We start from the raw sequence: 23,458 nt of genomic DNA on the forward strand, positions 1-23,458 counted from the left end.
TATTTTCCTTTTGTAAGGGGTTAAGCCTCCATACACCCCATAAGCCGACTTAGTCTAGCTAAGCACCCCGCCTTATGTGCCGGTGTATGTGTGGATTATACAATTGTTTATTGAGTTGCTATTTGCGACGACCATTTATTAAGAGAATATCCGGCCAACCGAAAAAGCGTGCGTTTTATACCATAAAGCCGCTGCAACAACAACTAAAAACCACTTAAATCGTGTTTTTATAAGCCCTTAGTGAGTGAACATAGCGAAGTTTTGCTGCGGCTGTTAAACTGTCGTTTTTTATGAGCGGTATGGACGAATAACAAAATGAGCATATCTATTAAGACTCCGGAAGAAATTGAAAAGATGCGCGCAGCGGGCAAGCTCGCCGCCAGTGTACTGGAAATGATAGGTGAGCATGTAAAGCCTGGCGTAACCACTGAAGAGCTTGATGATATTTGCCACAAATACATTACCGACCACGGCGCCTACCCTGCACCGCTTAATTATCATGGGTTTCCTAAGTCTATTTGTACATCAGTTAACCATTGTGTCTGCCATGGTATTCCGGGACCGAAGAAGCTTAAAGACGGCGATATCATGAATATCGATGTCACAGTGAAACTCGATGGCTATCACGGTGATACATCAAAAATGTTCGTCGTTGGTAAACCTTCCATTTTAGCTGAGCGCCTTATCCGAGTAACCCAGGAGTCTCTGTATAAAGCCATTGAAATGGTTAAGCCGGGTATTCGTCTTGGAGACTTTGCTGAAGTCATTCAGAAACATGCGGAAGGACACGGCTATTCAATCGTTCGTGAATATTGCGGGCACGGCATTGGTGCAGTGTTCCACGAAGACCCTCAAGTTCTGCATTACGGCAAAGCGGGTACTGGTGAGGAGTTAAAACCCGGCATGTGCTTTACTATAGAGCCTATGGTCAACGCCGGAAAACGCCAAACAAAGCTTATGAAAGACGGCTGGACAGTGCTAACGAAAGACCGCAGTTTAAGTGCGCAGTGGGAACATACGTTACTGGTGACTGACAACGGCGTTGAAGTGCTTACGTTACGTAACGATGAGACTGACTTACAACGCGTCATTGAACACAACGACTAAAGGTGTACGCTTATGGCCAATGCTGACAATGATAAAGACTTTCACGGCCATTGGCCCAGCCGGAACAGCCCACCTGAAACAAAAGACTATAAAGAGTTACTGACCAGTTACCAAAACTGGTCAGCCACCCGTTTTGTTACCGCTGATATTGACGAACTGGTTCATCACCGAGCCAACTTTTTTGATCAGTTACTCGAACAATTGTGGTCGCAATTTGAACTGAATGAGGAATCCGCCACGTTAATTGCGGTAGGCGGCTATGGTCGGGAAACTCTGCACCCTGGCTCTGATATCGATCTACTGATACTGGTTGATGAAAAGAGCGATAGCCTTCGCGTGGTTGAAGACAAGCTCAGTCGACTCATTACCTTTTTATGGGATTTGCACCTGGATATTGGTCATTCTGTTCGCTCCATAGATGAGTGTTTTCAGCAGGCCGATGATGATATTACCGTTGCAACCAACCTCATTGAAAGCCGATTTCTCACTGGCTCAGAGGAACTATTCAACGAGTTTCATCAACACCTAATTAATGACTTTCCCTGGAGCAGCCGCGATTTTTATCAGGCAAAGCTGGATGAGCAGCGGCAGCGGCATCAGCAATACCACAGTACGTCTTATAACCTTGAGCCCAATATTAAGTCGAGCCCGGGTGGACTACGTGATATTCAGACCATAGGCTGGATTGCGAAGCGTCACTTTCAGACTCATTCCGATGAAAACCTGGTTGAATATGGTTACATGACCGCTGACGAGTTTGTTGAGTTAAGAGACTGTATGAACTGGCTTTGGCGGATACGCTTTGCACTGCATATCGAAGCTGGAAAACGTGAAGATCGCCTACTATTCGACTTCCAACCTGGAGTGGCGGTCCGGTTAGGTTATGGAAACGAAGGTAAGTCGTCCGTCGAAACAATGATGAAGGATTACTTCAAAGTGGTTCTTCGAGTCAGTGAACTCAACCAAATGTTATTGCAGTTCTTTCATCAGGCAATTTTGGGCACGCAAGACCTTCAGGATGCTGAGCTCATTGACCGCGACTTTGCTATCTCGAATACACTTTTAACGGCACGTCATGACGAGGTTTTTGACAACCCGGTTAACTTAATTCGAGCCTTTGTTTGTATTGCCGAGTACCCGCAAATAACCGGCATTCACTCGAATACTATCAGGCTGATTCGTAACGCCCGTGCGCAATTGACCGAGCCACTCAGTCACAACCCAGACTGTCGAAATAAGTTTAACCAGCTTATTCAACATAAGCGTGGATGCGGTTTGGCATTTTCGTTAATGCATCATCACAGTGTATTGGCCAGCTACTTGCCACAGTGGCAGCAAATTGTCGGGCAAATGCAGTTCGATCTTTTCCATGCATACACAGTAGACGAGCACACCTTCCGCTTAGTCAGAAACTTGTATCGCTATAGCGACGAGAAATACGCCGAACAATTTCCGCTGTGCGAAAAAATTGTGCAGCAAATGGAGCGTAAGTACTGCCTATATTTAGCCGGTATCTTTCACGATATTGCCAAAGGCCGCGGTGGCGACCATTCAGAGCTGGGTGAAATGGATGCTCGCAACTTCTGTCATCAGCACGGATATTCCGAAGACGATGCAGAGCTGGTCGCCTGGTTGGTTCGACACCACTTGACCATGTCAGTCACCGCACAAAAGCGAGACATTCACGACCCGGAAGTGATTCAGGAATTCGCTAATCAGGTACAAACGGTAGAACGGTTAGACTTTCTCTATTGCCTGACGGTTGCTGATATTCGAGCCACCAATCAATCGCTTTGGAACAACTGGAAAGCGACGCTGCTAGAAGAACTCTACAATGCGACCGCTTATTTGCTGCAACAAGACAGCAGCCAACCCACACTGGATGTGCGGGAGAAAATAAAAGAAAACAAAGCTAATGCTATGGCGCTTTTATTAAGCGCCGGCTTTGATAAAAGCGACATTAACGCCCTTTGGGGACGCTTTACAGCAGATTACTTCTTTCGCCATACCGCTGAGCAAATTAGCTGGCATTCGCAGCACATTCTGAATTTGCCGACCGATCAGCTGCCGCTTATTCTGATTGGCGATGAAAATAACTATGGCACCACCGAGTTATTTATTTATCATCATGAGGAAAGCCATTTATTTGCATCTGTTGCCGGCGTTCTGGACAGTCAGCAACTCAGCATTCTGGATGCACAAATACTGGCAACACGCGACGGCTTTGTCATGGATACCTTCATTGTTTTGCAGCGAGACGGCAAACCGTTAACAGAGCCGCAACGCATTGAAGAAGTGAAGCAGCAGTTACTGGACGTACTGCATAAACGCGTTCCTGTCCCTAAAACCAATCGCCCGTTGTCCCGCCGTATGAAAAATTTCTCGGTAAAAACCGAAGTGTCTTTTATACCAAGCAAGCATCAGGGACGAACGACTTTTGAGCTGATAACACTAGACAGGCCGGGACTTATTGCTAAACTGGCGGCTATTTTACAACAGCAAAACGTCACCTTGTTGGCCGCAAAAATCACCACCATTGGTGAGCAGGCAGAAGATTTGTTCATTGTAACCTCGGAAGACAACACGTCGCTGGATGAGCAACAAAAACAAGCGCTTAAACAACAGATTATCGAAGACTTGGAGTTTTAAATTAGAACCATGGAACACATTAAACAATTAATTACTGATGCTTTCGACAACCGCGACCAAATCAACGCCAACACAGACGACGATGAGCTGCGTGAAGCTGTACGCTACGTCATTGACGAAATTGATCGCGGTGAACTGCGCGTTGCCGAAAAAGTGTCAGGCGAATGGGTCGTACACCAATGGCTTAAAAAGGCGGTTCTGTTGTCTTTTCGCTTGAACGACAACGATTTAATTGAAGGCGGCGAAACTCGCTTCTGGGACAAGGTGCCTGCGAAGTTTGCTGACTACGACAGTGCCCGCTTCCGTGCTGAGGGTATGCGTGTCGTGCCGCCCGCTATGGTGCGCAAAGGCGCTTATATCGGTCGCAACGTTGTTGTCATGCCATCTTATGTCAACATCGGTGCCTACGTTGGTGAAGGCAGCATGGTTGATACCTGGGCTACCGTCGGCTCTTGTGCGCAAATCGGTAAAAACGTGCATTTGTCGGGTGGCGTCGGCATTGGTGGTGTATTAGAACCATTACAGGCAAACCCAACCCTTATTGAAGACAACTGCTTTATTGGTGCGCGCTCTGAGATCGTTGAAGGCGTTATCGTGGAAGAAGGTGCGGTTATTTCAATGGGAGTTTACATTGGCCAAAGCACCCGCATTTATGACCGGGAGAATGACCGTATTCTGTACGGCCGTGTTCCAGCCGGTGCCGTTGTTGTACCGGGCTCACTGCCTGCAGCAGATGGGACTCATAGTCTTTATGCCGCTATTATCGTTAAGCGTGTTGATGCGAAAACGCGCGCCAAAGTGGGTATCAACGCCCTACTTCGAGGCGCTGAATAAACAACAATAGGCTTAATCTGCCTGAAAGGCCTTAAGAAACTCATCCGGAAGTGGCACTGTTAATGAAATGGTTTCGCCACTTACCGGGTGTTTAAATTCCACTCCCGTTGCCGCTAACAGCAATCTATGGCTGTCAAAATGTTCCCGAAAGAACCGGTTATGGCGACCGTCACCATGGTTCGTGTCACCAATAATAGGATGACGAAGGTGTGCCATGTGTCTACGGAGCTGGTGCTTGCGCCCTGTTTCAGGCGTTAACTCAACTAAGGAATAACGCGTTGTATCGTGCTTTTTGCTGACTTTAAAGGGTAATTCCACTTTTTCCAGGCAGCGAAAATGCGTCACAGCCTCCTGTGCCTCTTTGTCTTTATCCGCCTGTGCGTCAGCAATTTTATCAAGCTCTTCTTTTAGCGGATAATCGACAGTTCCTTCCTCAGGTAAATAGCCACGGACAACCGCATGATATTGTTTTTCTACCTGGCTAGTGGCAAAGCTTTCCGACATTTTGGTCGCAATTTCGCTGCTGAGCGCAAAGATTAAAAGTCCGGAGGTAGGCCTGTCGAGGCGGTGTACAGGGTAAACATGCTGGCCAATTTGGTCGCGCAGCATTTGCATGGCAAATTCCCGGGCCTCACTAGCAATGCGGCTACGGTGAACCAATAAGCCACTGGGCTTGTTAATAACGGCTAAATCATCGTCCTGATAAATAATATCCAAAGGTGGTCGCATTAAAGATCATCCTGCAAAGGGTCAGTGCCACTTAGCAGAACATCGAACTCGCGAATAAGCCCTATGAGTTGCTCATATTGTTCGAGTTCATTACGGTAGGTGTGAGCCGCCATGGGGCTTATAGAAGTGCCTTCTGGGAGCGGCCGCTGCCCGTCAATGAGTGACCACATTTTAGGTATCATGATAAATTGCAGCCACTGATGAAATTCCAGGGTATCAACCGCAAAAGGTTGCTGACTTTCGAGTGCCTGAACCGGCGGTTGGTGAGACTGCCAAAGACCTAAACTATTGAGCTCGCGTTCAATCCTATCTAATAATCGAGCCGCTTTCTGATACTGCTCCATATCAGACTCCGTTACCACATGAGGTTATTAATCGTTATAATGGCGCAATAGTGGTTTAATACGTTCCAAAATTCAAGTGAAATGGAGTTTTTGTGTCAGAGCAGAGCATTACAACCCTGGGCGATTTTCTAAAAGCAGGCCAAACCGAGTATCAGGTCTTTGACATTGGCCGTTGCTTAACCGAGCTCTCTCAGGAGCAGTTCAACGCTGTTGAACATCAGCAACAGCCATACCCTTATCCAATTGCCCGTCAGGCTCAAATTGCCGTTCTGTTTCAACACAAAAGCGCTGAACAACCGCCCTATTTATGGTTTCTGCAGTTTCCATTAGACGAGCGTGGTCTACTTAACCTGGCAGCGCGAAATCAATATCTCGAGTATGTGATTAACGCGCTGGGGCACGAGATTACCGGCGAGCTCACTGAGGAACAGCAAGAGCAGTTGCAGCAGAACCCTTATTTACTCACGCCCTCAGAAACACAGCGAGCAGCTTTGCACGCTCATGTTCAATGCCAACATAACTTATCACCGTCTATCCACTTTGAAGCGGCTGAAGCTTATTTGCTAAAACCAAATGGCAGTCAGAATTGGCAAAATATCGGCTTACAAGGGCTTCATGATGTAGCTGCACGTTTAATGCAGCGCAACGATATTAGCACGGCCATTGCTGAACACTTTGCGAGCTACCCCAACGGTGTGCGTTCGCCTCTGGCCGCAGCGCTCGAGCATCAGTCTATACCGGCGCACTTACGCAACGCGTTACTGGAGCTGATAAACACAGCAGATTCAGAGCTCACAACAGACGCGTTGAGAGCATTGGCAAGCGCGTCAGATGAGCCAAGAGTGCAAAAACAAGTTGCGTCACTGATTGAGACCGCCAATGCGGACCAACTGGTCGTTATTGCGGCTCGTTTATGGCGTGTGTTGGCAGAGCCGACAATCCTAAATAGCTACCTCAACGCTATTGCTAAACTGGACGTCACCTTATTCGATGCGCTTTTCCAGGACATCATCGCACTGCCAACTGTGCGTCCACAGTTACTGTCTCTCATTGCGCAGCAGCAACTTTCAGAGCCGGTACAACAGGCACTGAACCGTTTAAAGTCGCAGGTGAAGTAACCGCATGAATTTACTCGATGTCATAGTCTTTCTGGTTTTACTGCTTGCGGTTTGGGTGTTTTGGCAACACCGGCAGCAATCGGAAAGCGCCCAAAAACACGCCATTTATTACTGTAAGCAACAAGGTTTGCAGTTCTTAGACATTCGGCGAGATAAAACGCACTGGTCGTTTAAAGGCAGTCAACCAGGTTGGCGCAGTACCTTTAAACTGGGCTTTTCCAGTGACGGTGAAACCCGCTACGAGGGCGATTTAACACTACACAATCAGCGGTTAATTGGTGTGGAGTTACCGCCCTTTAGAGTGCCCGGTCAGTAAGTTAACCCAAGCATCTTTGTACATAACCCAGTCGCCCATCAGGCTGTACAGTGGGTATTTGAAGGTCGCCGGTTTGTTTTTCTCGAAAATAAAATGCCCAAGCCAGGCAAAGCCATAACCAATAACAGGCACAGCCAGCAACCACCAGTAGCTTTGAGTGAACAGCGCATAGGCAAGTACAATGAGTACCAGAGTGCTGCCGATATAATGTAAGGCTCGGCAACGCGTGTCGGAATGCTCCTGTAAGTAGTAAGGGTAAAACTCTTTAAAACTGGAGTAGCTCATTATTCAGCCTCCTCCTTTGGATAAAACAGCAGCTCACCGGACAGTGTTTCAAATTCGATTTGCGCTTGCAGACGATACCCACGCTTTTTGAAAAAGGCCTGATAGTCTGCACGAGTCACAAAGACTGCAATTCCCTGAGACTCCGGGTCTTCCTGAAAAGCTGACTTAGCAGCCTCCACCAATAAATGACCAATGCCCTGCTGTTGATACTGTGGCGCCACCGCAATAAACGCCAGCATATGGTACGGAACATCGGGCATCGCTTCCTGAATACGGCGCTCTTTTTCCATGACTTGTTTAGTACTTAAAAAGCCCGCCGTCAACAACATGCTTATGCGCCAATGCCAAAAGCGCCCGGGGCCAAAGCTTTTTCCCGGTCGGGTCAGGCAGGCTACGCCCAGTAAGGTACCACCATCTCTAATGCCGATAATTGACTGCCCGCTTTCCCAAAATGAGGTGAGATCTTCCCGAATAGCGGCTCTTAACCGTTTATCATAGTCCGCTTTGTCGGCGCGGAAAATCTTTTGCAACAGCTCGTCGTCATAGTAAGTCTGAAAAAGTAACGAGGCTGCAACCTTCAGGTCTTCAGCAACCAGATAGGTCAACTCCCCCTGCACCTCGCCACTGCTTTGTTCACTGGCGTGTTGTATTTCCTGCTCTGTAGCCTCTGTTAGCCCCTGCATCCCGGACAACCTCTTTGTTATTCTTGATAAACATCAAGCTAACCTTTTTTTAACAGACTGTCGAGTCACTCAATTGCAGAAGAAGGGTCCTTTGGTTGGCACTTTATCAGCCAGTCTTCCAGAGAGTCAGCAAGGCACTCATGTTGCTCTTTGCCAACCCACTCTAAACCAACTTGCCCGGTCGAATTATCGATAGACACCAACAAGTCATCATTCTCAACACCTAAACCAATAAACACCGTTTCAGGTTGTTTTAAACGACGCTTCATAAGGATATGACCGGTCAGATTTGCCAATAGTCGCTCACCGTCCTCAGGGCTTTGCACTTGTAATAAAGTTACCGGATGCCCGTCGTATTCCAGCGCTAAATCACCGGCAAACCAACGTCCAAAGACGGTTTTTATACTGTCATGGAAAGTTGTTTCAAGAGCCTTTTCTAAGTCCTCAAAAGACAACGGCGACGCCTGCTTAACGGGACTCCACTCTACCGTGTCATCATCTATTACAGTGCCATAAATAGGACTATCCCACTCCGAAACATACTCGGTATAACGAACCGGCAATTTCTCGACGTAGCTTTCTATGAGGTTATCTAACACACTTTCTAAATTCTGCATCTGGTACTGCTCACTCAGACATTTTACAATGGCCTCATTGTACGTACGGAGTGACACAAATGCCAAAAAAGGATGCACTCGGCCATTTAAGCCTTGGCCAGCAAACCGAATACCCAAGCCAATACGACTCAAGTCAGTTACAGGCTGTTCCGCGCTCGTTGAACCGGGAGCCAATAGGCATTTCAGGTGAACTGCCCTTTAGCGGAGTTGATCAATGGACCGGTTATGAACTTTCATGGCTAAATGCCAAAGGCTTACCGCAAGTAGCTATCGGTTATTTTGAAGTGCCTGCTGCCAGCCCTAACCTGGTCGAATCAAAGTCTTTCAAGTTATACCTGAACAGTTTTAATGAAAGCCGTTTCGACACTTGGGGCGACGTTCAAAGCATTATGAAAAAAGATTTGTCAGCCTGTGCAGGCGACTCCGTGTCTGTCCAGCTGACCCCATTAAGTCGTGTGGCTCATGAAGCTATTGCTGACTTTCAGGGCGAATGTATAGACTCGCAGGATATCGATATTGAACATTATGATTATCGCCCGGAGCTGTTGAAGCTTGAAGACAATGCTAAAGAGGTCGAAGAAAAGCTGCACAGCCACCTACTAAAATCAAACTGCTTAATCACCAACCAGCCTGACTGGGGCTCAGTCTTCATTCATTATCAAGGGCCTAAAATCAACAAAGCGGCCTTGTTAGCTTACTTGGTGTCTTTTCGCGGCCACAATGAGTTTCATGAGCAATGTGTCGAGCGAATTTTTCAGGACATACTCGCTCTTGGTGTTAAGAAGCTGAGTGTATACGCACGTTACACACGACGAGGTGGGCTGGACATCAACCCATTTCGCTCCAACTTCGAGCCAGCGCCGCAAATGCAACGCTTGGCCCGTCAGTAAATTCTCAGCAAATTACGCGTTTGGGTGCGGAATTTGCAACCACTGTAAGAAGCGCGCTTTCTGTTGTGCAGTAGGCGCGTCTACTGGCTTAATCGAGGCATCAGTTGCCGGTGCCTGCTCGAGCTTCAGCGTTTTCTCATGCAATTGATTGCGGCGGAAGAAAGTGACCTTAACTTCGTCACCCGCTTCATACTCCTGAAGCGCTTCCTTAAAACGACCCTGCATAACCGTATAGCCGTCGTACGCAACAATGACATCATCCGGTCTAAAACCGGCTTCCCATGCCGGGCTACCGCGGCTGACTTGAGTCAACTCCATGCCACCGTCTACTTTCGATGCACGCCAACCTGTCCAGTTTTCTGGCTCATCATTTTCTTCGTAGACCAGCTCTAAGCCCGCATCGTTCAGCATTTTCTCAAATGGAATATCGGCTGCTGGTGCTTCAACATTGTTCTGCCACCATTGCTGCCACGAGTCACCAGTTAAGTCATTAAGAATTGCGAGCACATCGCTGGCCTTAAAGCCCTTTTCGTCAGCATCAAAGCGCTTGTAAAGTTCGTTGTGTACATCGCGATAACTAACTTCACCGTCCGTTGCCTCAAGTAACGCATTATCGAGCATCCAGGAGACTAACGCACCTTCCGAATAAATACTTACTGAGTCGTTGTGAGCACGGTCGCCATACTGATCAATCCAGGCTTCAAAAGAAGCCTCTGCCACTGACATCACCTTGCGGCCAGGCTTAGCTTTATAACGGTCAATACCACTAGCCAAGCGCTCGAAGTATTCGTCAGGTTCCATAACTCCCGCATGTAGCAGTAAGTGGTTTTGGAAGTAGCTTGTTGAGCCTTCGGCTATCCAGAATAAATCTGTATAGTTCTCTTTTTGGTAGTCGTAAGGCACCAGACCGTCTGGTCGATAAGCCTTCACGTTCCAGGTATGTACAAATTCGTGAGAGGCTGTCGACATAAACGACAAATAGTCATCTCGACTGGCAAAGCTATAACGTGGGCGTTGAATAACCGTGGAGTTTTTGTGTTCCGTTGCACCACCGGCCCCGGAGGTTGCGTGAATCATAAAAACGTAGCGCTCATAAGGGTAACTGCTCCAAATAGAGTCACCGGTAGCTACTAATTTTTCCAGGTCTGCAACTGTCTGTTCAGCGTCGTAGTTGCCTTCGCCCCAAAACACCACTTCGTAGTCACGCCCGCCCTGCTCAAAGGCAAAGTGCTTATTAATACCCGTTTCTATTGGCGAGTCGACCAATACATCCCAGTTATCGGCGACAAAGCTATGATCACCCTCGCGCTCCATACCGGAATAGCTGCGCCAGTTGTCAGGCACATTTAGCGATACCGTTACTGGTTCGTTACGCCATTGGTCGGCGTACATAAACACCGCAGAGGCGTCTAAATAGGCGTGGCTGTCGTCAATATGACGGCTTCTGCGGCCCAGCTGGTCAGCGTAGATTTCATAATTCACCGTCACTTCACCCACGTTTTTCGGTAAGTGGATACGCCAGGTACTTTTATCCACTTTTTCCCAGCGTAGGTTCTGGCCATTAGTTTTCGCGGTAAAGTCCCTAATCCCATTGGCCAAATTTAAAATACGGTAATATCCCGTGCGCCAGGCAGGCATTTTAATGTCCAGAAACTGCTCATTAGTTTCAGGAAACGTGATACTAACGTCCCCTCGCTGGTGCTCCGGTTGAGTCAGATCAATTTTATACTCAGTATCTGCCCAGGCCGCTGAAGATGTTAATAGAATCGATAATGCTAATACGCTTTTACGCACAGTACGTCCCCGCTATTTTCGACTTTTTTGTTAGGAAATAAATGCAAAGACTACCACAATCTGTGAATAGTATTTAATGCAGAAACCGATAAACTTTGTCACCCTAAGACTCGTACTAGTATGAGTTGTCAGTAAGAAAGTAAGAAGGTGAGTAGTGTCAATACCTGAAACGCCGCAAGAGCAGGTGCAGCATCTAAGCAAGAAGTTGCAGCAAAGCATTCAGTCCAGAAAACAGATTGAGGACGATTATCGTCGGGACTCAGAACGTTACTCTGAGTTTGTTAATCAGTTGTGTCTGGCACTTAATGGTGTTGACAACGATTTAGACTCCATTATTCACCAACTTCGTAGCCAAATTCAGCAAAATGCATCGGCGGCAATACTTGACCCGCTGATTGAAAAACTCAGTGACGCCATTGCTAATTACACCATTAAATTTCAGCAGCAAACTAAGCAAACCACTGACACTATCTCAAACGCTTTGGCGAAACTCGAACCCTCAACAAAGCAAGCTGAAAAAGAACTGGCCAGCATTGAAAAAGCGTTTGAAAAACCGACCATGGCGCTTACCCACTATTTGCCGCTGGTTAATCGCTTATTGAATTTATCACACCAATGCGCTGTCACTAAAAACGAACCCAAAGCAGATGCCGTTGCTACTGAGACCTATCAAGCTCAATTATTTGATCTGTTAAGCGAAGTTGAATTTAGCGGTAACTCCGCAGAAGCATTACAACAAGTTAAAACAGCGCTGCAAAAACCTCAAAGCCTCGACACCCTGATGACCATCAGCCTCAAAGTTATGCGACTTATTTTCAACAGCGTGAATGAAGAACGTAAGTCGGCTCAGAGCTTTTTACAGCAACTCAATGCGTCACTCGAATCAGTCAATAACATACTGGGCAATACGGTAGGCGCGTCGGGCTATTTTGCAGAACAGCGCGACGTCCTTAATGAAAAGCTAAAGTTGGGCGTATCTGATATTTCTGACTGTGTTCATGGTGCTTCAGAAGTTTTCGAGCTGAAGGAAACGGTTGGCAGCAAGTTAAAGCAACTAGGTGCTACGTTGGAGCAGCATATTTTGCTGCAAAACCATGAGCGTGAAAATTTCACTAAAAATACTAGTGAGCTTGAAGATAAATTACGCCAGACAGAAGCGGAAGTTGAGCGTTACAAGCGGGAGCTGGCACAACAAAAATTCCGCAGTTTACAGGATGCGTTAACAAAGTTGCCTAACCGCTCTGCGTTTGAAGAACGACTGAATATGGAGTTTGCACGTTGGCAAAAAGGGCAAACCGCCCTCACCATCGCCATTGCTGATGTCGACTTTTTTAAAGACGTCAATGACAACTTCGGACATATTGCGGGTGATAAAACTCTACAGGTCATTGCCGGCACCTTAAACAAAACACTAAAAAATGATGGTTTTGTGTGTCGCTATGGCGGTGAAGAATTTGCTATTATCTTTTGTCTTGATGAGAATCAAGTGAAAGAGAAGATGGAATTAGCCCGAGAAAAAGTCGCTAATATCCCATTTAAGTTTAAAACTGACGATATTCGCATTACTGTATCGGCAGGCGTGGCGTCTTTTAAAAATAACAACGACACCACAGTGTCTGTTTTTGAACGTGCTGACAAAGCACTGTATCAAGCAAAAGAAAACGGACGAAACAACGTTATTCTGGCACCGGACGGATACTAATGATGAGGTGCCATATAAGGTGACAAGGGTCACCCTTTGTAAAGGAGTATTAAATAATAATGAGAGCAAGTATTTCTCCCAGAGGCACAATGTCTCTGTTGTCACAACTAGAAATAGAACGACTAAAAAAATCTTCAAACAGCCAACTCTATAAGCTTTTCAGAAACTGCTGCCTTGCCGTACTGAATGCCGGTAGTAAAACCGACAGCAGCGCAGAAATTTACGACAAGTACCAAGATTTCTCCGTTAATATCATTCGCAAAGAGCGCGGCATAAAAATCGAACTTATTGAGCCGCCGGAAGAGGCGTTTGTCGACGGTGAGCTTATTGTTGGTATTCGCGAGTTACTGGAGTCTGTGCTTCGGGACATTCTATTTACCGGCGAGCGTTATTCAGAAGAAGAGCTTAAAGACGCAGATAGCGCCACCCTAACCCATGTCGTTTTCGATATTCTCCGCAACGCTCGTACCGTTCAGGCCATGCAAGAGCCTGACATGGTGGTATGCTGGGGTGGTCACTCAATTAGTGAAGAAGAGTACAAGTATACTAAGGAAGTAGGTTATCAGCTGGGCCTTCGTGGTTTGAATATCTGTACAGGTTGCGGCCCCGGCGCTATGAAAGGTCCTATGAAAGGCGCGACTATTGGTCACGCTAAGCAGCGCATCAGTGGCGGTCGGTATTTAGGGTTAACAGAGCCAGGCATCATTGCCGCTGAGCCACCTAACCCTATTGTCAACGAACTCGTCATTTTACCGGACATTGAAAAGCGTCTGGAAGCCTTTATTCGTTGTGCACACGGCATTGTAATATTCCCCGGTGGCGCAGGCACTGCCGAAGAGCTGCTTTATTTACTGGGCATTTTAATGCACCCGAAAAACCAGCAGCAAAGCTTACCGGTCATTTTAACCGGGCCTGAAAGTTCACGTGACTATTTCGAAGCCTTAGATGAATTCATTATCGAGACATTGGGTGAAGAAGCTCGTCAACTGTACCGAATTATTATTGCAGACCCGGCCAGTGTCGCTCAGCATATGAGTGCCGGTATGGCTTCGGTGAAGCAGTATCGCCGCGACTCGGGCGATGCCTATTACTTCAACTGGACACTGTTTATTGACGACAATTTCCAGCGTCCATTTGTACCAACACACGACAATGTGGCCGCGTTGAACTTGCACCCTGACCAGCCAAAAGAAGAGTTAGCCGCTGACTTGCGTCGCGCCTTCTCATCTATTGTTGCCGGTAATGTGAAAGACGACGGTATTCGCCGCATTCGTGAAAAAGGCGTATTCACCATTCACGGTGAAACCCAGTTAATGAAGCGACTGGACGTATTATTGCAAGCGTTCGTCGAACAGGGCCGTATGAAGTTACCGGGTTCGGTGTACTATCCTTGCTATAAAGTCGTTACTGATTAAGCGGGTTATGAAGAACAAAGTTTTTGTCATTTTAGCCATAGGCGCTGTTAGCTACTTGGCAATTGTCGGATTAGTCCTGATGTTGTATCAGGCTGATCCGGCCGATCTTAAATGGCAGGAACGTGAAACCTATAATGCACGTCAAATTGGTCAACTCGACTTAGGCATGTCGAAAGACAGTGTTATTCGAATATTGGGCTCTCCCGATATCAACGAAGCTAAATCGTCTGAGCAAGGCGACATGCAAGTCCTGTTTTACCGTACCCATCATGTTACTTCTGACGGCATTACAACCAAAGACGAATGCACCCCTTTGGTGTTCAAAGATAATGAACTTATTGCCTGGGGTAATGACTCTTACCAAGACTACCAGAACACTCAGAGGCGACAATGAACAAGCTCGCTAACTGTTGTGCTAAAGCTTACGGGCTAATGGACAAGCATGACATTCGCCAGCTGTATCAATTTGTGAAGTCGCTTGATGAAGAGTTTCAAGAGTATCGCTGGCCTGAATTACTTCCCTGCTACGCTCAGGCCCGTTTCGAAAATAACGATAAGCTCGTTGAGTTCCTTGCTCAGGCTGTTAACGCATTAAAGTTAGGAAAAACTCTGGCTTTGCACACCCATTACCGGCGGGTGTTAGCAGCCGCTTGTCTGAGTGCCTGTATTAATGAGAGTGTGGATTGCTGGCGTTCTAAGCAACTGCGCCAGGCGCTTTGGTTAGAAGCATTGAAGCCCTTGAGTTTTAACTCACATGATATTGCGTTTTATCGGCATTGGGTGGCGCTCATATCGCGGGTTCAGCAACAGCGTGTGCCTCCGGAAGTTGAGTTCGCACCTCAACTAAACAGTGTTTTCCGATACAAGTTCTGGCCATTAATGAAGCAAAGCGCCGGCTTTTGTCGTTATTTCACGGGCCAACGCTTTAAGCACACTAAAAAATCGCGTTCCGCACTACTGATGGATTATCAAAAAGGTCAGTTTTTATTGGCATTTCCTCATAAGCTGCATACGCCATTTTATGTGAGTGCAGAGCAGCTAGAGCAGTGGCAGCCAACTAACGAACCAACAGCCTCAGACATTCTCGAGTCATTAGTGAAACACCGGGACTTTTTACTTGAGGCCAGACCCTCTACTTTGCAAACGCCGAAAGCATTGCTTACAGCCATTAATCGATACGCTAATGCGTCTGGTTCACTCAATGCGGTGATACAGCAAATCAGAAAAGTGCCCTATTTAAGCGAGTCGGTGCATCAGTCCGTCATAGAGAATGAACGCATTAATAATGATGAAGCCGCTAAAATGGATATTAAGCAGGCGTATCTATGGTTGGGCGCCAAACGCGCTTCCATTATTCTTGCGACGGCTTTTTTGCAGCACCAATTTTCGCTAAATAGCATACCGTTGCATAAAGCGCTCATGCAACGCATTAACCTGCTGTGTACCTTACTGGAAAAGCTCAGCCAAAGTAGCGGTATTAAACTTCCCACGCCCGCTCCGCTATTAGCATTGCTGTCAGGTGCCGACCTGTTCCGCCATCCGGATTTATTAAAGTCATCTAAATGGCCAAAAGTATCGGTTATCGAGCACTTTTATTGCAGTAGTTGGGTCGGCTCAGCGTTAGATCCGGCTGACTTTAGACGCAGTCGTCAGTTGGTTGCTCGCTGGCAACTGCCCGAGAAGACACACTTACTGCTTGATCCAGAACAAACAACTGACAAAAAGTTAACCGCCCTATTCTACGTTGCCCATTTTCTGGCGGTTAAGGTGTATCACCCACAAGCAGAATTAAGCGATTCGGCTCAGAAGCTGCTAGACTCTTGCTATGAAGCATTAGGCGCAACACCAACGAGTGCTCAAAAAGTGCAGCAGATAGCAGCGTTTGAGAGTCATTGTCACTCTCCCTTATAGCACCTATTCACTTGGTGAATAATGCTTTTCTAGTCACATAAACTGTAGGGGTGGTAGAATTACTGCCTGTATTTAGTTGTAACACGGTTTGAAGGAACTCTTTAAATGAGCAAGACAATCACAGTTATTCCAGGCGACGGTATTGGTCCCGATATTGTTAAGTCGGCAACAGCCATTCTCGACAAAGCAGGTTGCGACTTTGAATACGAATATGTAGAAGCCGGTTTAACCGCTTTAGAAAAAACTGGCGAGCTTCTGCCACAGAATACACTTGATGCTATCGCTCGTAACGGTGTTACTTTAAAAGGGCCATTAACCACCCCCGTTGGCGAAGGTTTTACCTCGATTAATGTCAGCCTTCGCAAGCACTTCGGGCTATACGCAAATATGCGTCCCGTATTGTCGTTCAAAGGCACTCAGGCACGCTATGAAAATATTGATATCATTACTATCCGCGAGAACACCGAAGGCATGTACTCAGGTCTTGGTCAGAAAATCTCAGAAGACGGTAACGAAGCCGAGGCTATGAGCAAAATCACGCGTGAAGGTGCTGAGCGTATCGTGCGTTTTGCATACGAAACAGCCCGTCGCGAAGGCCGTAAAAAAGTAACGGCAGTACATAAAGCCAATATTTTGAAATCCACTTCTGGTTTATTCCTGAAAGTAGCTCGCGAAATTGCCGAAGAATACCCAGATATCGAATCTGCTGAGATGATTGTCGATGCGGCGTGTATGCGCTTGGTTATGAACCCGGAAGAGTTCGACGTTATTGTCACTACCAATCTGTTTGGCGACATACTGTCTGACCTTTGCGCAGGTTTAGTCGGTGGTTTGGGCATGGCGCCAGGCGCTAACATTGGTAAAGACTGCGCTATCTTTGAAGCGGTTCACGGCTCTGCACCAGACATTGCGGGTAAAAACCTGGCTAACCCAAGCTCTGTTATTCTGGCTTCTATTCAAATGCTGGAATACTTAGGCATGGCCGATAAAGCTGAAAAAATCACCAAAGCTCTGGCAGACGTTATTGAGTCCGGTGATCGCACCACCCGCGATCTCGGTGGTTCGCACGGCACAACAGACTTTACACAAGCGGTTATTGACCGTCTGTAATCAGTTTACAGCAGGCTTTCCCGGTGAAAGCCTGCTCGTCCCTTTACTGCTTCGGTAGCCAGCGCAAGTGAACTGTTATTTCTTCACGGTCGTGATACAGGTGCTTGGCCTGAATTTCGAATGGCTTAGTGCCTTGTGTCTGTAGCTGGTCTTTTATTTGCTCCAGATACTCTTTCACCGCAGCATAGCGCTGACGCATGGGTAACTTCAGGTTAAAAATAGCTTCCTGACAGTCGCCTTCAAGCAACCAGCTTGTCATTAACTCACCGACTCGTGCTGGCTTTTCAACCATGTCACAAACTAGCCAGTGAATGTTTTTGCGTTTTGGGCGAAACTTAAAGCCATCTTCTTTTATATGCTGAACCTGCCCGGTTTCCATTAACGCCTCAGCCATAGGGCCGTTATCAACAGCCTGTACCATCATACCCCGACGCACTAACTGATACGTCCAGCCACCTGGCGCAGCACCTAAGTCGACGGCCTTCATACCGGGATGTATGCGTTTTTCCTGCTCACTTTCAGGAACAAACACTTGAAAAGCCTCATCGAGCTTCAACGTCGAACGGCTAGGCCCGTCTTTCGGCATTCTTAGACGCAAAATACCGCCGTCATAAGGTGTCTGGTTATAACTGTATGAATACCCGGTCAGGGCATGTGCTGAATTAACAAAAAGTACATGCAGTAAAGGACGCTTTGCCAACGGTTTATTACTTAACAGCTCTTCTTTTCGCAAAGCCTGACGAAGCGGAACACTGAACTTCCGACAAAACTTTGATAACTGATTAGCTTCGTTTGTATCAGGTGTTTCCACCCGGAGCTCGCCAGCCAAACCGAAGGTTTCCTGATGCGGCTTTAACGCTTTTATCACCTCACTGGCTCGGTCTTCAACGCCGGCTAATTTAATTGGGCTAAGCAAAGCGAACATTTCGCGCGCGAACACCAAGTCTTTCAACGGAAGCTTTCTGGCAATATGCTCCGCTTCTTCAGCCTGACAATTATAAGTGACATAAGCCTGATTAGGCTGTGTCTGGCAGTATCCGTAAATACCAAGCTCGGTCGCTTTATCCTGAATTTCAGCGGCACAGTCGCCTTCAAAACCAGCGCGACACAATAAAATAATTCCGCTCATTAACTCACTGCTCCTAACTTTATTGCGCCAATAAGCAAGCTTATCCAGCCTGCGATAAATAGCAAACCACCTAAGGGAGTTATAGGCCCGAACCACTTAATACCGGTAAGCGCTAATGCGTATAGACTACCAGAAAACAAAATGACACCGGCTATCCATAAATAACCGCTTGCCACAAACCATCCAGACGTTGTCTGTTTAAGCCATAAGGCTAACGCTAGTAGCGCTAGTGTATGGTAAAACTGATAGGTTACACCGGTCTCAAAAGCACTCAGCAAACTCTCACTCAATTTCGACTTAAGACCATGCGCAGCAAAGGCGCCTAACATAACACCCGTTGCGCCTAAAAATGCCGCAACGATTAAAAATAACTGACTCACTAAATAAACTCCTTAATTGCCGTAGCCGCTTGCTGCCAAATAACGGGCGTGTCTGCCGATTTTGCTTTAGTTGCTTCAAAGCCGTGATCAGCCCCTTCCAGCCAACGCAATGACCAGTTGTCAGGTAACGTTACACATTCACCCTGCTCTTTCTTCTTCATTAACGGTTTACTAAAGGGGTCTCGAGTTCCCTGTAAAATAAGCCCCGGAGCTCGGCTCATTGCTAACTCATCCAACCGCGAGTTTTCTGGTTTTTGCGGAGGGTGGAACGGAAAACCTAATGCAATAGACGCTTGAGCATTGAACTTGTCCGCCACGCGCAACATCACCCGGCTGCCCAGCGACTTCCCCATTAAAACTAACGGTTTGTTGTCCTGCTGCAGGTCTTGCAGTAGAGACTCGACTGCCTCAACAAGGGTTGGCATTCTGTTAGGTGGCCTGGGCTTACCGGTTTCTCTTACTTTTTCCCAGTACGGAAAGTCCGGGCGAACCACTTCAGCGCCAAAAGCCACACATTGCTCAGCGAAATAATTCATAAACGCAGTATCGGGACCTCCGCCAGAGCCATGCAGAAAGATAATCCTCATAGCACCTTCTGGATTTTGCCGCTGATAACGCATCATTCCTTAAATTCCCTTTCTTCCTGCTGCACTATGTCCAGCAGCCATTGCCGAAAGGTCGCGATTTTACCGATTTCGGCCTGGTTGTCACGACAAACCAAATAAAAGGCTTTATTCCGCTGCAACGCTTGGGGAAATATTCTCACCAAATGACCACTGTCAATTTCAGGCTTTACTAACACGTTATTGGCTAAGGCCACCCCTTGCCCATGTACCGCTGCTTGCAGCGCCAGGCTCGAGTGACTGAACACCGGGCCGTTATCGCCTTTATATTGTGGCAAACCAACTAACTGAAACCAGTCTTTCCAGGCATTACGCGTTTCATCATGTAACAGTGTTTGTTTAAATAAATCTGCCGGCTCTGTTATGTCGGCTTTATTCAACAATAAAGGCGAACACACTGGCCATAAGTATTCTTCATGAAGCTGATAGGATTTGACTCCGGGCCAGCGACCGTCACCGTAATAAATGGCTACGTCGACATCATCAGTCAGTGAACCGCTAATTTCATCAACTGCTTTTATACGAATATCCATGTCTGGGTGTGCTTCGCGAAAGCTGCTTAGCCGCGGCACAAACCATAAAATTGCGAAACTGGGAGGCACCGATACAGTCAGAGCTCCGCGCTCTGATACCAGTCGCAATTTGTCGGTCGCTTGCGCCAACTGTTCAAAAATTTCCCGAAGCTCTAAATAGTACTCCTGACCTTCTTCAGTCAGCAATAACGAACGGTTTCGACGAATAAACAGCTTAAGTTCGAGGAAGTCTTCTAACGCTTTAACCTGATGACTCACTGCCGCTTGGGTAACAAACAGCTCTTCGGCTGCTTTGGTGAAGCTAAGGTGGCGTGCGGCCACTTCAAAAGATTTTAGTGCATTTAAGGGAGGTAATTTGCGCATGCCGATACAAAAAAGCGTCTCTGTTTTTTAGTTACTCACTACTATAACAGAGACGCCCTTCATTCGGCTATTTACATTACTTTATCTAATGCGACTTACAGTCGTACGCCACCGTCAATTTCGACGACTCGACCGCTGAAAAAGTCATTTTCAATAATGTAACGTGCGCTGTGGGCAATTTCATTGGGCTGTCCCCAGCGCTTCAACGGCACCATAGACAACGCACGCTCGACCGCTTCGGGTTTCATTTGAGCTGTCATTGGCGTTTCAATAAAGCCAGGGGCAATAGCTCCACAGCGAATGCCATAACGACCAAGCTCCCGCGCCCAGGTTACTGTCATTGCAACTACACCGGCTTTCGTTGCGGAATAGTTGGTCTGACCCATGTTGCCAGCACGAGCTACACTAGAAATATTAATAATGACGCCCTTTTTACCGGCTTTCACCATTTGTGCTGCCGCCTCACGACCACACAGGAAGGTACCGGTTAGGTTAACGTCTAATACAGACTGGAACTGTTGCAAAGGCATTTTTTGTTTCAGTTCACCGTCTTTGTATTTAATCAATAAACCGTCGCGCAGTAAGCCGGCATTATTGACTAATACATCAATGCCGTTAAATTCCTGCTGAATTTGCTCAAACACGGTTTCTACTGACTCTTCGTCAGTAATATCGACTTCATAGCCAATAACCTTGGCTGCGCCTAATTTTTCGCACTGTTCTTGAGCGTCACCTAATACGTCACCGTTAATGTCGATAAGCGCTAACTGAGCGCCCTGCTTGGCAAAGTCTTCAGCCATTGCAAGACCCAGTCCCTGAGCGCCACCGGTAATTACAATCACACTGTCTTTAATTTGCATGTGTTTCCTCAATTCTTAAGTTACTTCTGTGACTTAGGCGCCACATAGTTAAAGATACTGGAAAAGTCCTGACGACCATGGCCTTGTTCAGACCAACTGTGGTATAGATTACGCGTCAGCGAGCCCATTGGCGTTGCGGCACCACTTTCCAGGGCCGTTTGCTGGGCTAAACCTAAATCCTTCGCCATTAGGTCCACCAAAAAGCCACCTTGATAATCGTTACTGGAAGGCACGTTTTCCATAACCCCTGGGCATGGGTTATACACTTCCAGCGTCCAGTTGCGACCTGAACTTGCCAGCATTATTTCGGATAAAACTTTCGGGTCAAGACCATTTGCCTTGCCCAATTGCAGAGCTTCTGACGTGCCAACCATCAATACAGAAAGCAGCATGTTGTTACAAATTTTAGCAATTTGCCCGGCTCCGACATCGCCTGCACGGAACACATTTTTGCCCATGTCGTTCAATACAGTGCGTGCACGGTCTACATTGCTTTCAGTACCACCGCAAATAAAGGTTAATGTACCGGCTTTCGCGCCACCCACGCCACCAGACACTGGTGCATCAATGAAAGCGATACCCGCTTTCTCAAGTTCTTCACCCACAAACATCGCTGTATCTGAAGAAATTGTGCTGCAATCGATAACTAATTGGTCTTTAGACAGTTTGTTAATAAGTCCGTTGTCACCTAAATAAACACCTTTAACGTGGCGGTCTGCCGGTAACATTGAAACCACAAACTCAGCGCCATCAATAGCTTCTTCGGCGGTTTTCGCGGCTTGTGCACCATCTGCGACAACGGCTTTTAGCGCCTCTTCTGACAAGTCGAACGCTTTAACTTTGTGCCCTGCTTTAGCCAGGTTGCTGGCCATTGGGCCACCCATGTTACCCAGTCCAATAAATCCTACGGTTGCCATGTCGGCACTCCTTCTTGTTCATTCGTTTTATTTATCGAGATCGGCCAGCGGATGCGTTCTGTCACCCCACGGAGGTAAAAAGAATGCATCAACCTCTTCTGCGGGTACGTCCGCCACTGAACTGTGCTGCCATTGTGGATTTTTATCTTTATCAATCAGCAAAGCTCGAATGCCTTCAGCAAAGTCACCGCGAACCGCGCAGTTACACGACAGCGTCAACTCTAACCGGAAGCAGTCAGCTAACGACAGGTCAGAGCCTTGCTGTAACTGGTTCCAGACCAAATGAGAGGTGAACGGGCAACCGTTCGCCAGGTTTTTCCGTGCCCGGCTTAACCATTTGTCATCAGTTTCATCCTTAACAATGCGTTCAGCAATGTCACCAATGTCATTACCTGCTGTGAGCTCAGAAATAAGAGACTGATGCGGTTCTACCTGAGGCGCTGGCAGTGCCGTTGTGTCGTCACTCGCTACTGCGCTCAGTAAGTCAGTCACTTTTTGTTTATTAAGCGCGGCTGTATTGCCCCACTCAGTCTCTTTGAGACGAGTCAGTATAACGTCTTTACTCTCGTGACCAACGAAGTGATCGGCCAAGTTCAAATAAAGCGCATCATTGGCATTGATGGTTGCGCCGGTAATTCCGAGGAATAACCCACAACCTTCCGGCATACGGTTTAGGAAGTAAGTCGCGCCAACGTCTGGATACAAGCCAATAGTGACTTCCGGCATAGCCAATAACGAGCGTTCGGTCACAATACGGTGGCTGGCTCCATTCATTAAGCCCATACCGCCGCCCATCACTATGCCGTCACCCCAGCAAATGAGAGGCTTCGGGTAGGTCTGAATGAGATAGTCCAGCTTGTATTCCTGAGTAAAGAAGTTTTCAACCTCCTCTACTAATTTACCGGGCTCTGCCTGCATGGCTTTATACATGGCGACAATATCGCCGCCAGCACAAAATGCTTTTTCGCCCGCTCCTTGCAGCCAAACACAAGCTACGTCATCGTTCTTTGCCCATTCGTTAAGCTTCGGTAATAGCTTTTCCGCCATTGCCAAACTTAAGGCATTCAACGATTTCTCGGAATTTAATGTAGCAACGCCGATGACTTTGTCACCGGCGCTCAGTTCTTCAAAAAGTACAACGTCTTGCAT

The 23,458-nt window shown here is 47.2% G+C and carries 24 protein-coding genes; 11 read left to right on the forward strand and 13 right to left on the reverse strand.

The features are described 5' to 3' along the window. Window positions 1-315 precede the first annotated feature (315 nt). The 3 genes from map to dapD are packed head-to-tail and all read left to right on the forward strand — an operon-like array spanning window position 316 to window position 4,590. Complete coding sequence (gene map / locus BLT32_RS02305) at window positions 316-1,107, forward strand: type I methionyl aminopeptidase (protein WP_053952694.1); 792 nt, start codon at window positions 316-318, stop codon at window positions 1,105-1,107. A 12-nt stretch (window positions 1,108-1,119) separates the two neighbouring features. Further along, entirely contained in the window at window positions 1,120-3,756 is a 2,637-nt protein-coding gene (gene glnD, locus BLT32_RS02310; RefSeq protein ID WP_053952695.1) for a [protein-PII] uridylyltransferase, read from the forward strand. A 9-nt stretch (window positions 3,757-3,765) separates the two neighbouring features. Next, window positions 3,766-4,590, forward strand: coding sequence for a 2,3,4,5-tetrahydropyridine-2,6-dicarboxylate N-succinyltransferase (gene dapD, locus BLT32_RS02315; protein WP_053952696.1), 825 nt, complete (start codon window positions 3,766-3,768; stop codon window positions 4,588-4,590). 12 nt (window positions 4,591-4,602) lie between these two features. Here dapD and truC read toward each other — a convergent pair whose 3' ends face one another. Continuing rightward, window positions 4,603-5,319: a tRNA pseudouridine(65) synthase TruC gene (gene truC / locus BLT32_RS02320; RefSeq protein WP_053952697.1), complete on the reverse strand. Its 717-nt coding sequence runs from the start codon at window positions 5,317-5,319 to the stop codon at window positions 4,603-4,605. Further along, window positions 5,319-5,663 carry a YqcC family protein gene (locus BLT32_RS02325; RefSeq protein ID WP_053952698.1) on the reverse strand — a complete coding sequence of 115 codons (345 nt, stop codon included), beginning with the start codon at window positions 5,661-5,663 and terminating at the stop codon, window positions 5,319-5,321. Before BLT32_RS02325 ends, truC begins: the two co-directional genes overlap by 1 nt. Window positions 5,664-5,755: 92 nt before the next feature. On the opposite strand from BLT32_RS02325, the gene BLT32_RS02330 reads away from it, so the two are divergent. Both BLT32_RS02330 and BLT32_RS02335 read left to right on the forward strand, forming a co-directional pair. Beyond that, the gene (locus tag BLT32_RS02330; protein WP_053952699.1) at window positions 5,756-6,781 is read left to right on the forward strand and encodes a DUF3549 family protein; all 1,026 of its coding nucleotides are present in this window, start codon (window positions 5,756-5,758) and stop codon (window positions 6,779-6,781) included. A gap of 4 nt (window positions 6,782-6,785) precedes the next feature. Beyond that, entirely contained in the window at window positions 6,786-7,097 is a 312-nt protein-coding gene (locus BLT32_RS02335) for a DUF3301 domain-containing protein (protein ID WP_053952700.1), read from the forward strand. Here the strand turns inward: BLT32_RS02335 and BLT32_RS02340 are convergent. From BLT32_RS02340 to syd, 3 genes are all read right to left on the reverse strand, one after another. Next, window positions 7,068-7,382 carry an Mpo1-like protein gene (locus BLT32_RS02340; RefSeq protein WP_053952701.1) on the reverse strand — a complete coding sequence of 105 codons (315 nt, stop codon included), beginning with the start codon at window positions 7,380-7,382 and terminating at the stop codon, window positions 7,068-7,070. The two genes, BLT32_RS02335 and BLT32_RS02340, sit on opposite strands and share 30 nt — an antisense overlap. Further along, window positions 7,382-8,065, reverse strand: coding sequence for a GNAT family N-acetyltransferase (locus BLT32_RS02345; RefSeq protein WP_053952702.1), 684 nt, complete (start codon window positions 8,063-8,065; stop codon window positions 7,382-7,384). Before BLT32_RS02345 ends, BLT32_RS02340 begins: the two co-directional genes overlap by 1 nt. A 65-nt stretch (window positions 8,066-8,130) precedes the next feature. Beyond that, complete coding sequence (syd, locus tag BLT32_RS02350) at window positions 8,131-8,682, reverse strand: SecY-interacting protein (protein WP_053952703.1); 552 nt, start codon at window positions 8,680-8,682, stop codon at window positions 8,131-8,133. A gap of 59 nt (window positions 8,683-8,741) precedes the next feature. Between syd and queF the strand changes: the two genes are divergently transcribed. Next, entirely contained in the window at window positions 8,742-9,572 is an 831-nt protein-coding gene (gene queF, locus BLT32_RS02355; RefSeq protein ID WP_053952704.1) for an NADPH-dependent 7-cyano-7-deazaguanine reductase QueF, read from the forward strand. A gap of 12 nt (window positions 9,573-9,584) precedes the next feature. On the opposite strand, the gene BLT32_RS02360 is transcribed toward queF, so the two are convergent. Next, complete coding sequence (locus BLT32_RS02360) at window positions 9,585-11,366, reverse strand: M61 family metallopeptidase (protein ID WP_053952705.1); 1,782 nt, start codon at window positions 11,364-11,366, stop codon at window positions 9,585-9,587. 154 nt (window positions 11,367-11,520) lie between these two features. On the opposite strand from BLT32_RS02360, the gene BLT32_RS02365 reads away from it, so the two are divergent. The 5 genes from BLT32_RS02365 (at window position 11,521) to BLT32_RS02385 (ending at window position 17,504) form a co-directional block, all read left to right on the forward strand. Continuing rightward, the gene (locus BLT32_RS02365) at window positions 11,521-13,068 is read left to right on the forward strand and encodes a GGDEF domain-containing protein (protein WP_053952706.1); all 1,548 of its coding nucleotides are present in this window, start codon (window positions 11,521-11,523) and stop codon (window positions 13,066-13,068) included. Between the two features lie 59 nt (window positions 13,069-13,127). Then, complete coding sequence (gene ppnN / locus BLT32_RS02370) at window positions 13,128-14,483, forward strand: nucleotide 5'-monophosphate nucleosidase PpnN (protein WP_053952707.1); 1,356 nt, start codon at window positions 13,128-13,130, stop codon at window positions 14,481-14,483. A 7-nt stretch (window positions 14,484-14,490) separates the two neighbouring features. Next, entirely contained in the window at window positions 14,491-14,877 is a 387-nt protein-coding gene (locus BLT32_RS02375) for a DUF3192 domain-containing protein (RefSeq protein WP_053952708.1), read from the forward strand. Beyond that, window positions 14,874-16,394 (forward strand): hypothetical protein, encoded by a 1,521-nt coding sequence (locus tag BLT32_RS02380; RefSeq protein WP_053952709.1) that lies wholly within the window; start codon window positions 14,874-14,876, stop codon window positions 16,392-16,394. Before BLT32_RS02375 ends, BLT32_RS02380 begins: the two co-directional genes overlap by 4 nt. Window positions 16,395-16,499: 105 nt before the next feature. Further along, a complete protein-coding gene (locus tag BLT32_RS02385) occupies window positions 16,500-17,504 on the forward strand; it encodes an isocitrate dehydrogenase (RefSeq protein ID WP_053952710.1) in 1,005 nt (334 codons plus the stop codon). 43 nt (window positions 17,505-17,547) lie between these two features. Here the strand turns inward: BLT32_RS02385 and rlmM are convergent, their stop codons facing one another. The 7 genes from rlmM to BLT32_RS02420 form a co-directional block, all read right to left on the reverse strand. After that, the gene (gene rlmM, locus BLT32_RS02390; protein ID WP_053952711.1) at window positions 17,548-18,633 is read right to left on the reverse strand and encodes a 23S rRNA (cytidine(2498)-2'-O)-methyltransferase RlmM; all 1,086 of its coding nucleotides are present in this window, start codon (window positions 18,631-18,633) and stop codon (window positions 17,548-17,550) included. Further along, window positions 18,633-19,013 (reverse strand): DUF423 domain-containing protein, encoded by a 381-nt coding sequence (locus BLT32_RS02395; protein ID WP_053952712.1) that lies wholly within the window; start codon window positions 19,011-19,013, stop codon window positions 18,633-18,635. The genes rlmM and BLT32_RS02395 overlap by 1 nt, the downstream gene beginning before the upstream one ends. Next, complete coding sequence (locus BLT32_RS02400) at window positions 19,013-19,636, reverse strand: alpha/beta family hydrolase (protein ID WP_244887040.1); 624 nt, start codon at window positions 19,634-19,636, stop codon at window positions 19,013-19,015. The genes BLT32_RS02395 and BLT32_RS02400 overlap by 1 nt, the downstream gene beginning before the upstream one ends. Further along, window positions 19,633-20,532, reverse strand: a complete 900-nt coding sequence (locus BLT32_RS02405; protein ID WP_053952714.1) for a transcriptional regulator GcvA — start codon at window positions 20,530-20,532, stop codon at window positions 19,633-19,635. The genes BLT32_RS02400 and BLT32_RS02405 overlap by 4 nt, the downstream gene beginning before the upstream one ends. Before the next feature lie 95 nt (window positions 20,533-20,627). Continuing rightward, window positions 20,628-21,392: an SDR family oxidoreductase gene (locus BLT32_RS02410; RefSeq protein WP_053952715.1), complete on the reverse strand. Its 765-nt coding sequence runs from the start codon at window positions 21,390-21,392 to the stop codon at window positions 20,628-20,630. 20 nt (window positions 21,393-21,412) lie between these two features. Further along, the gene (gene mmsB, locus BLT32_RS02415) at window positions 21,413-22,309 is read right to left on the reverse strand and encodes a 3-hydroxyisobutyrate dehydrogenase (protein ID WP_053952716.1); all 897 of its coding nucleotides are present in this window, start codon (window positions 22,307-22,309) and stop codon (window positions 21,413-21,415) included. A gap of 27 nt (window positions 22,310-22,336) precedes the next feature. After that, window positions 22,337-23,458 carry an enoyl-CoA hydratase/isomerase family protein gene (locus tag BLT32_RS02420; protein ID WP_053952717.1) on the reverse strand — a complete coding sequence of 374 codons (1,122 nt, stop codon included), beginning with the start codon at window positions 23,456-23,458 and terminating at the stop codon, window positions 22,337-22,339.

It is taken from the genome of Idiomarina zobellii, assembly GCF_900100855.1.
In the GTDB taxonomy this organism is placed as follows: domain Bacteria; phylum Pseudomonadota; class Gammaproteobacteria; order Enterobacterales; family Alteromonadaceae; genus Idiomarina; species Idiomarina zobellii.

Excerpts from the sequence above, each read along its gene's own strand:
- glnD (WP_053952695.1), top strand. The coding sequence starts at position 1,120 with ATGGCCAATGCTGACAATGATAAAGACTTTCACGGCCATTGGCCCAGC.
- mmsB (WP_053952716.1), bottom strand. The coding sequence starts at position 22,309 with ATGGCAACCGTAGGATTTATTGGACTGGGTAACATGGGTGGCCCAATG.
- BLT32_RS02385 (WP_053952710.1), top strand. The coding sequence starts at position 16,500 with ATGAGCAAGACAATCACAGTTATTCCAGGCGACGGTATTGGTCCCGAT.
- truC (WP_053952697.1), bottom strand. The coding sequence starts at position 5,319 with ATGCGACCACCTTTGGATATTATTTATCAGGACGATGATTTAGCCGTT.
- BLT32_RS02340 (WP_053952701.1), bottom strand. The coding sequence starts at position 7,382 with ATGAGCTACTCCAGTTTTAAAGAGTTTTACCCTTACTACTTACAGGAG.
- rlmM (WP_053952711.1), bottom strand. The coding sequence starts at position 18,633 with ATGAGCGGAATTATTTTATTGTGTCGCGCTGGTTTTGAAGGCGACTGT.
- BLT32_RS02405 (WP_053952714.1), bottom strand. The coding sequence starts at position 20,532 with ATGCGCAAATTACCTCCCTTAAATGCACTAAAATCTTTTGAAGTGGCC.
- BLT32_RS02325 (WP_053952698.1), bottom strand. The coding sequence starts at position 5,663 with ATGGAGCAGTATCAGAAAGCGGCTCGATTATTAGATAGGATTGAACGC.
- BLT32_RS02380 (WP_053952709.1), top strand. The coding sequence starts at position 14,874 with ATGAACAAGCTCGCTAACTGTTGTGCTAAAGCTTACGGGCTAATGGAC.
- BLT32_RS02335 (WP_053952700.1), top strand. The coding sequence starts at position 6,786 with ATGAATTTACTCGATGTCATAGTCTTTCTGGTTTTACTGCTTGCGGTT.
- queF (WP_053952704.1), top strand. The coding sequence starts at position 8,742 with ATGCCAAAAAAGGATGCACTCGGCCATTTAAGCCTTGGCCAGCAAACC.
- map (WP_053952694.1), top strand. The coding sequence starts at position 316 with ATGAGCATATCTATTAAGACTCCGGAAGAAATTGAAAAGATGCGCGCA.
- ppnN (WP_053952707.1), top strand. The coding sequence starts at position 13,128 with ATGAGAGCAAGTATTTCTCCCAGAGGCACAATGTCTCTGTTGTCACAA.
- BLT32_RS02345 (WP_053952702.1), bottom strand. The coding sequence starts at position 8,065 with ATGCAGGGGCTAACAGAGGCTACAGAGCAGGAAATACAACACGCCAGT.
- dapD (WP_053952696.1), top strand. The coding sequence starts at position 3,766 with ATGGAACACATTAAACAATTAATTACTGATGCTTTCGACAACCGCGAC.
- syd (WP_053952703.1), bottom strand. The coding sequence starts at position 8,682 with ATGCAGAATTTAGAAAGTGTGTTAGATAACCTCATAGAAAGCTACGTC.
- BLT32_RS02400 (WP_244887040.1), bottom strand. The coding sequence starts at position 19,636 with ATGATGCGTTATCAGCGGCAAAATCCAGAAGGTGCTATGAGGATTATC.
- BLT32_RS02410 (WP_053952715.1), bottom strand. The coding sequence starts at position 21,392 with ATGCAAATTAAAGACAGTGTGATTGTAATTACCGGTGGCGCTCAGGGA.
- BLT32_RS02375 (WP_053952708.1), top strand. The coding sequence starts at position 14,491 with ATGAAGAACAAAGTTTTTGTCATTTTAGCCATAGGCGCTGTTAGCTAC.
- BLT32_RS02420 (WP_053952717.1), bottom strand. The coding sequence starts at position 23,458 with ATGCAAGACGTTGTACTTTTTGAAGAACTGAGCGCCGGTGACAAAGTC.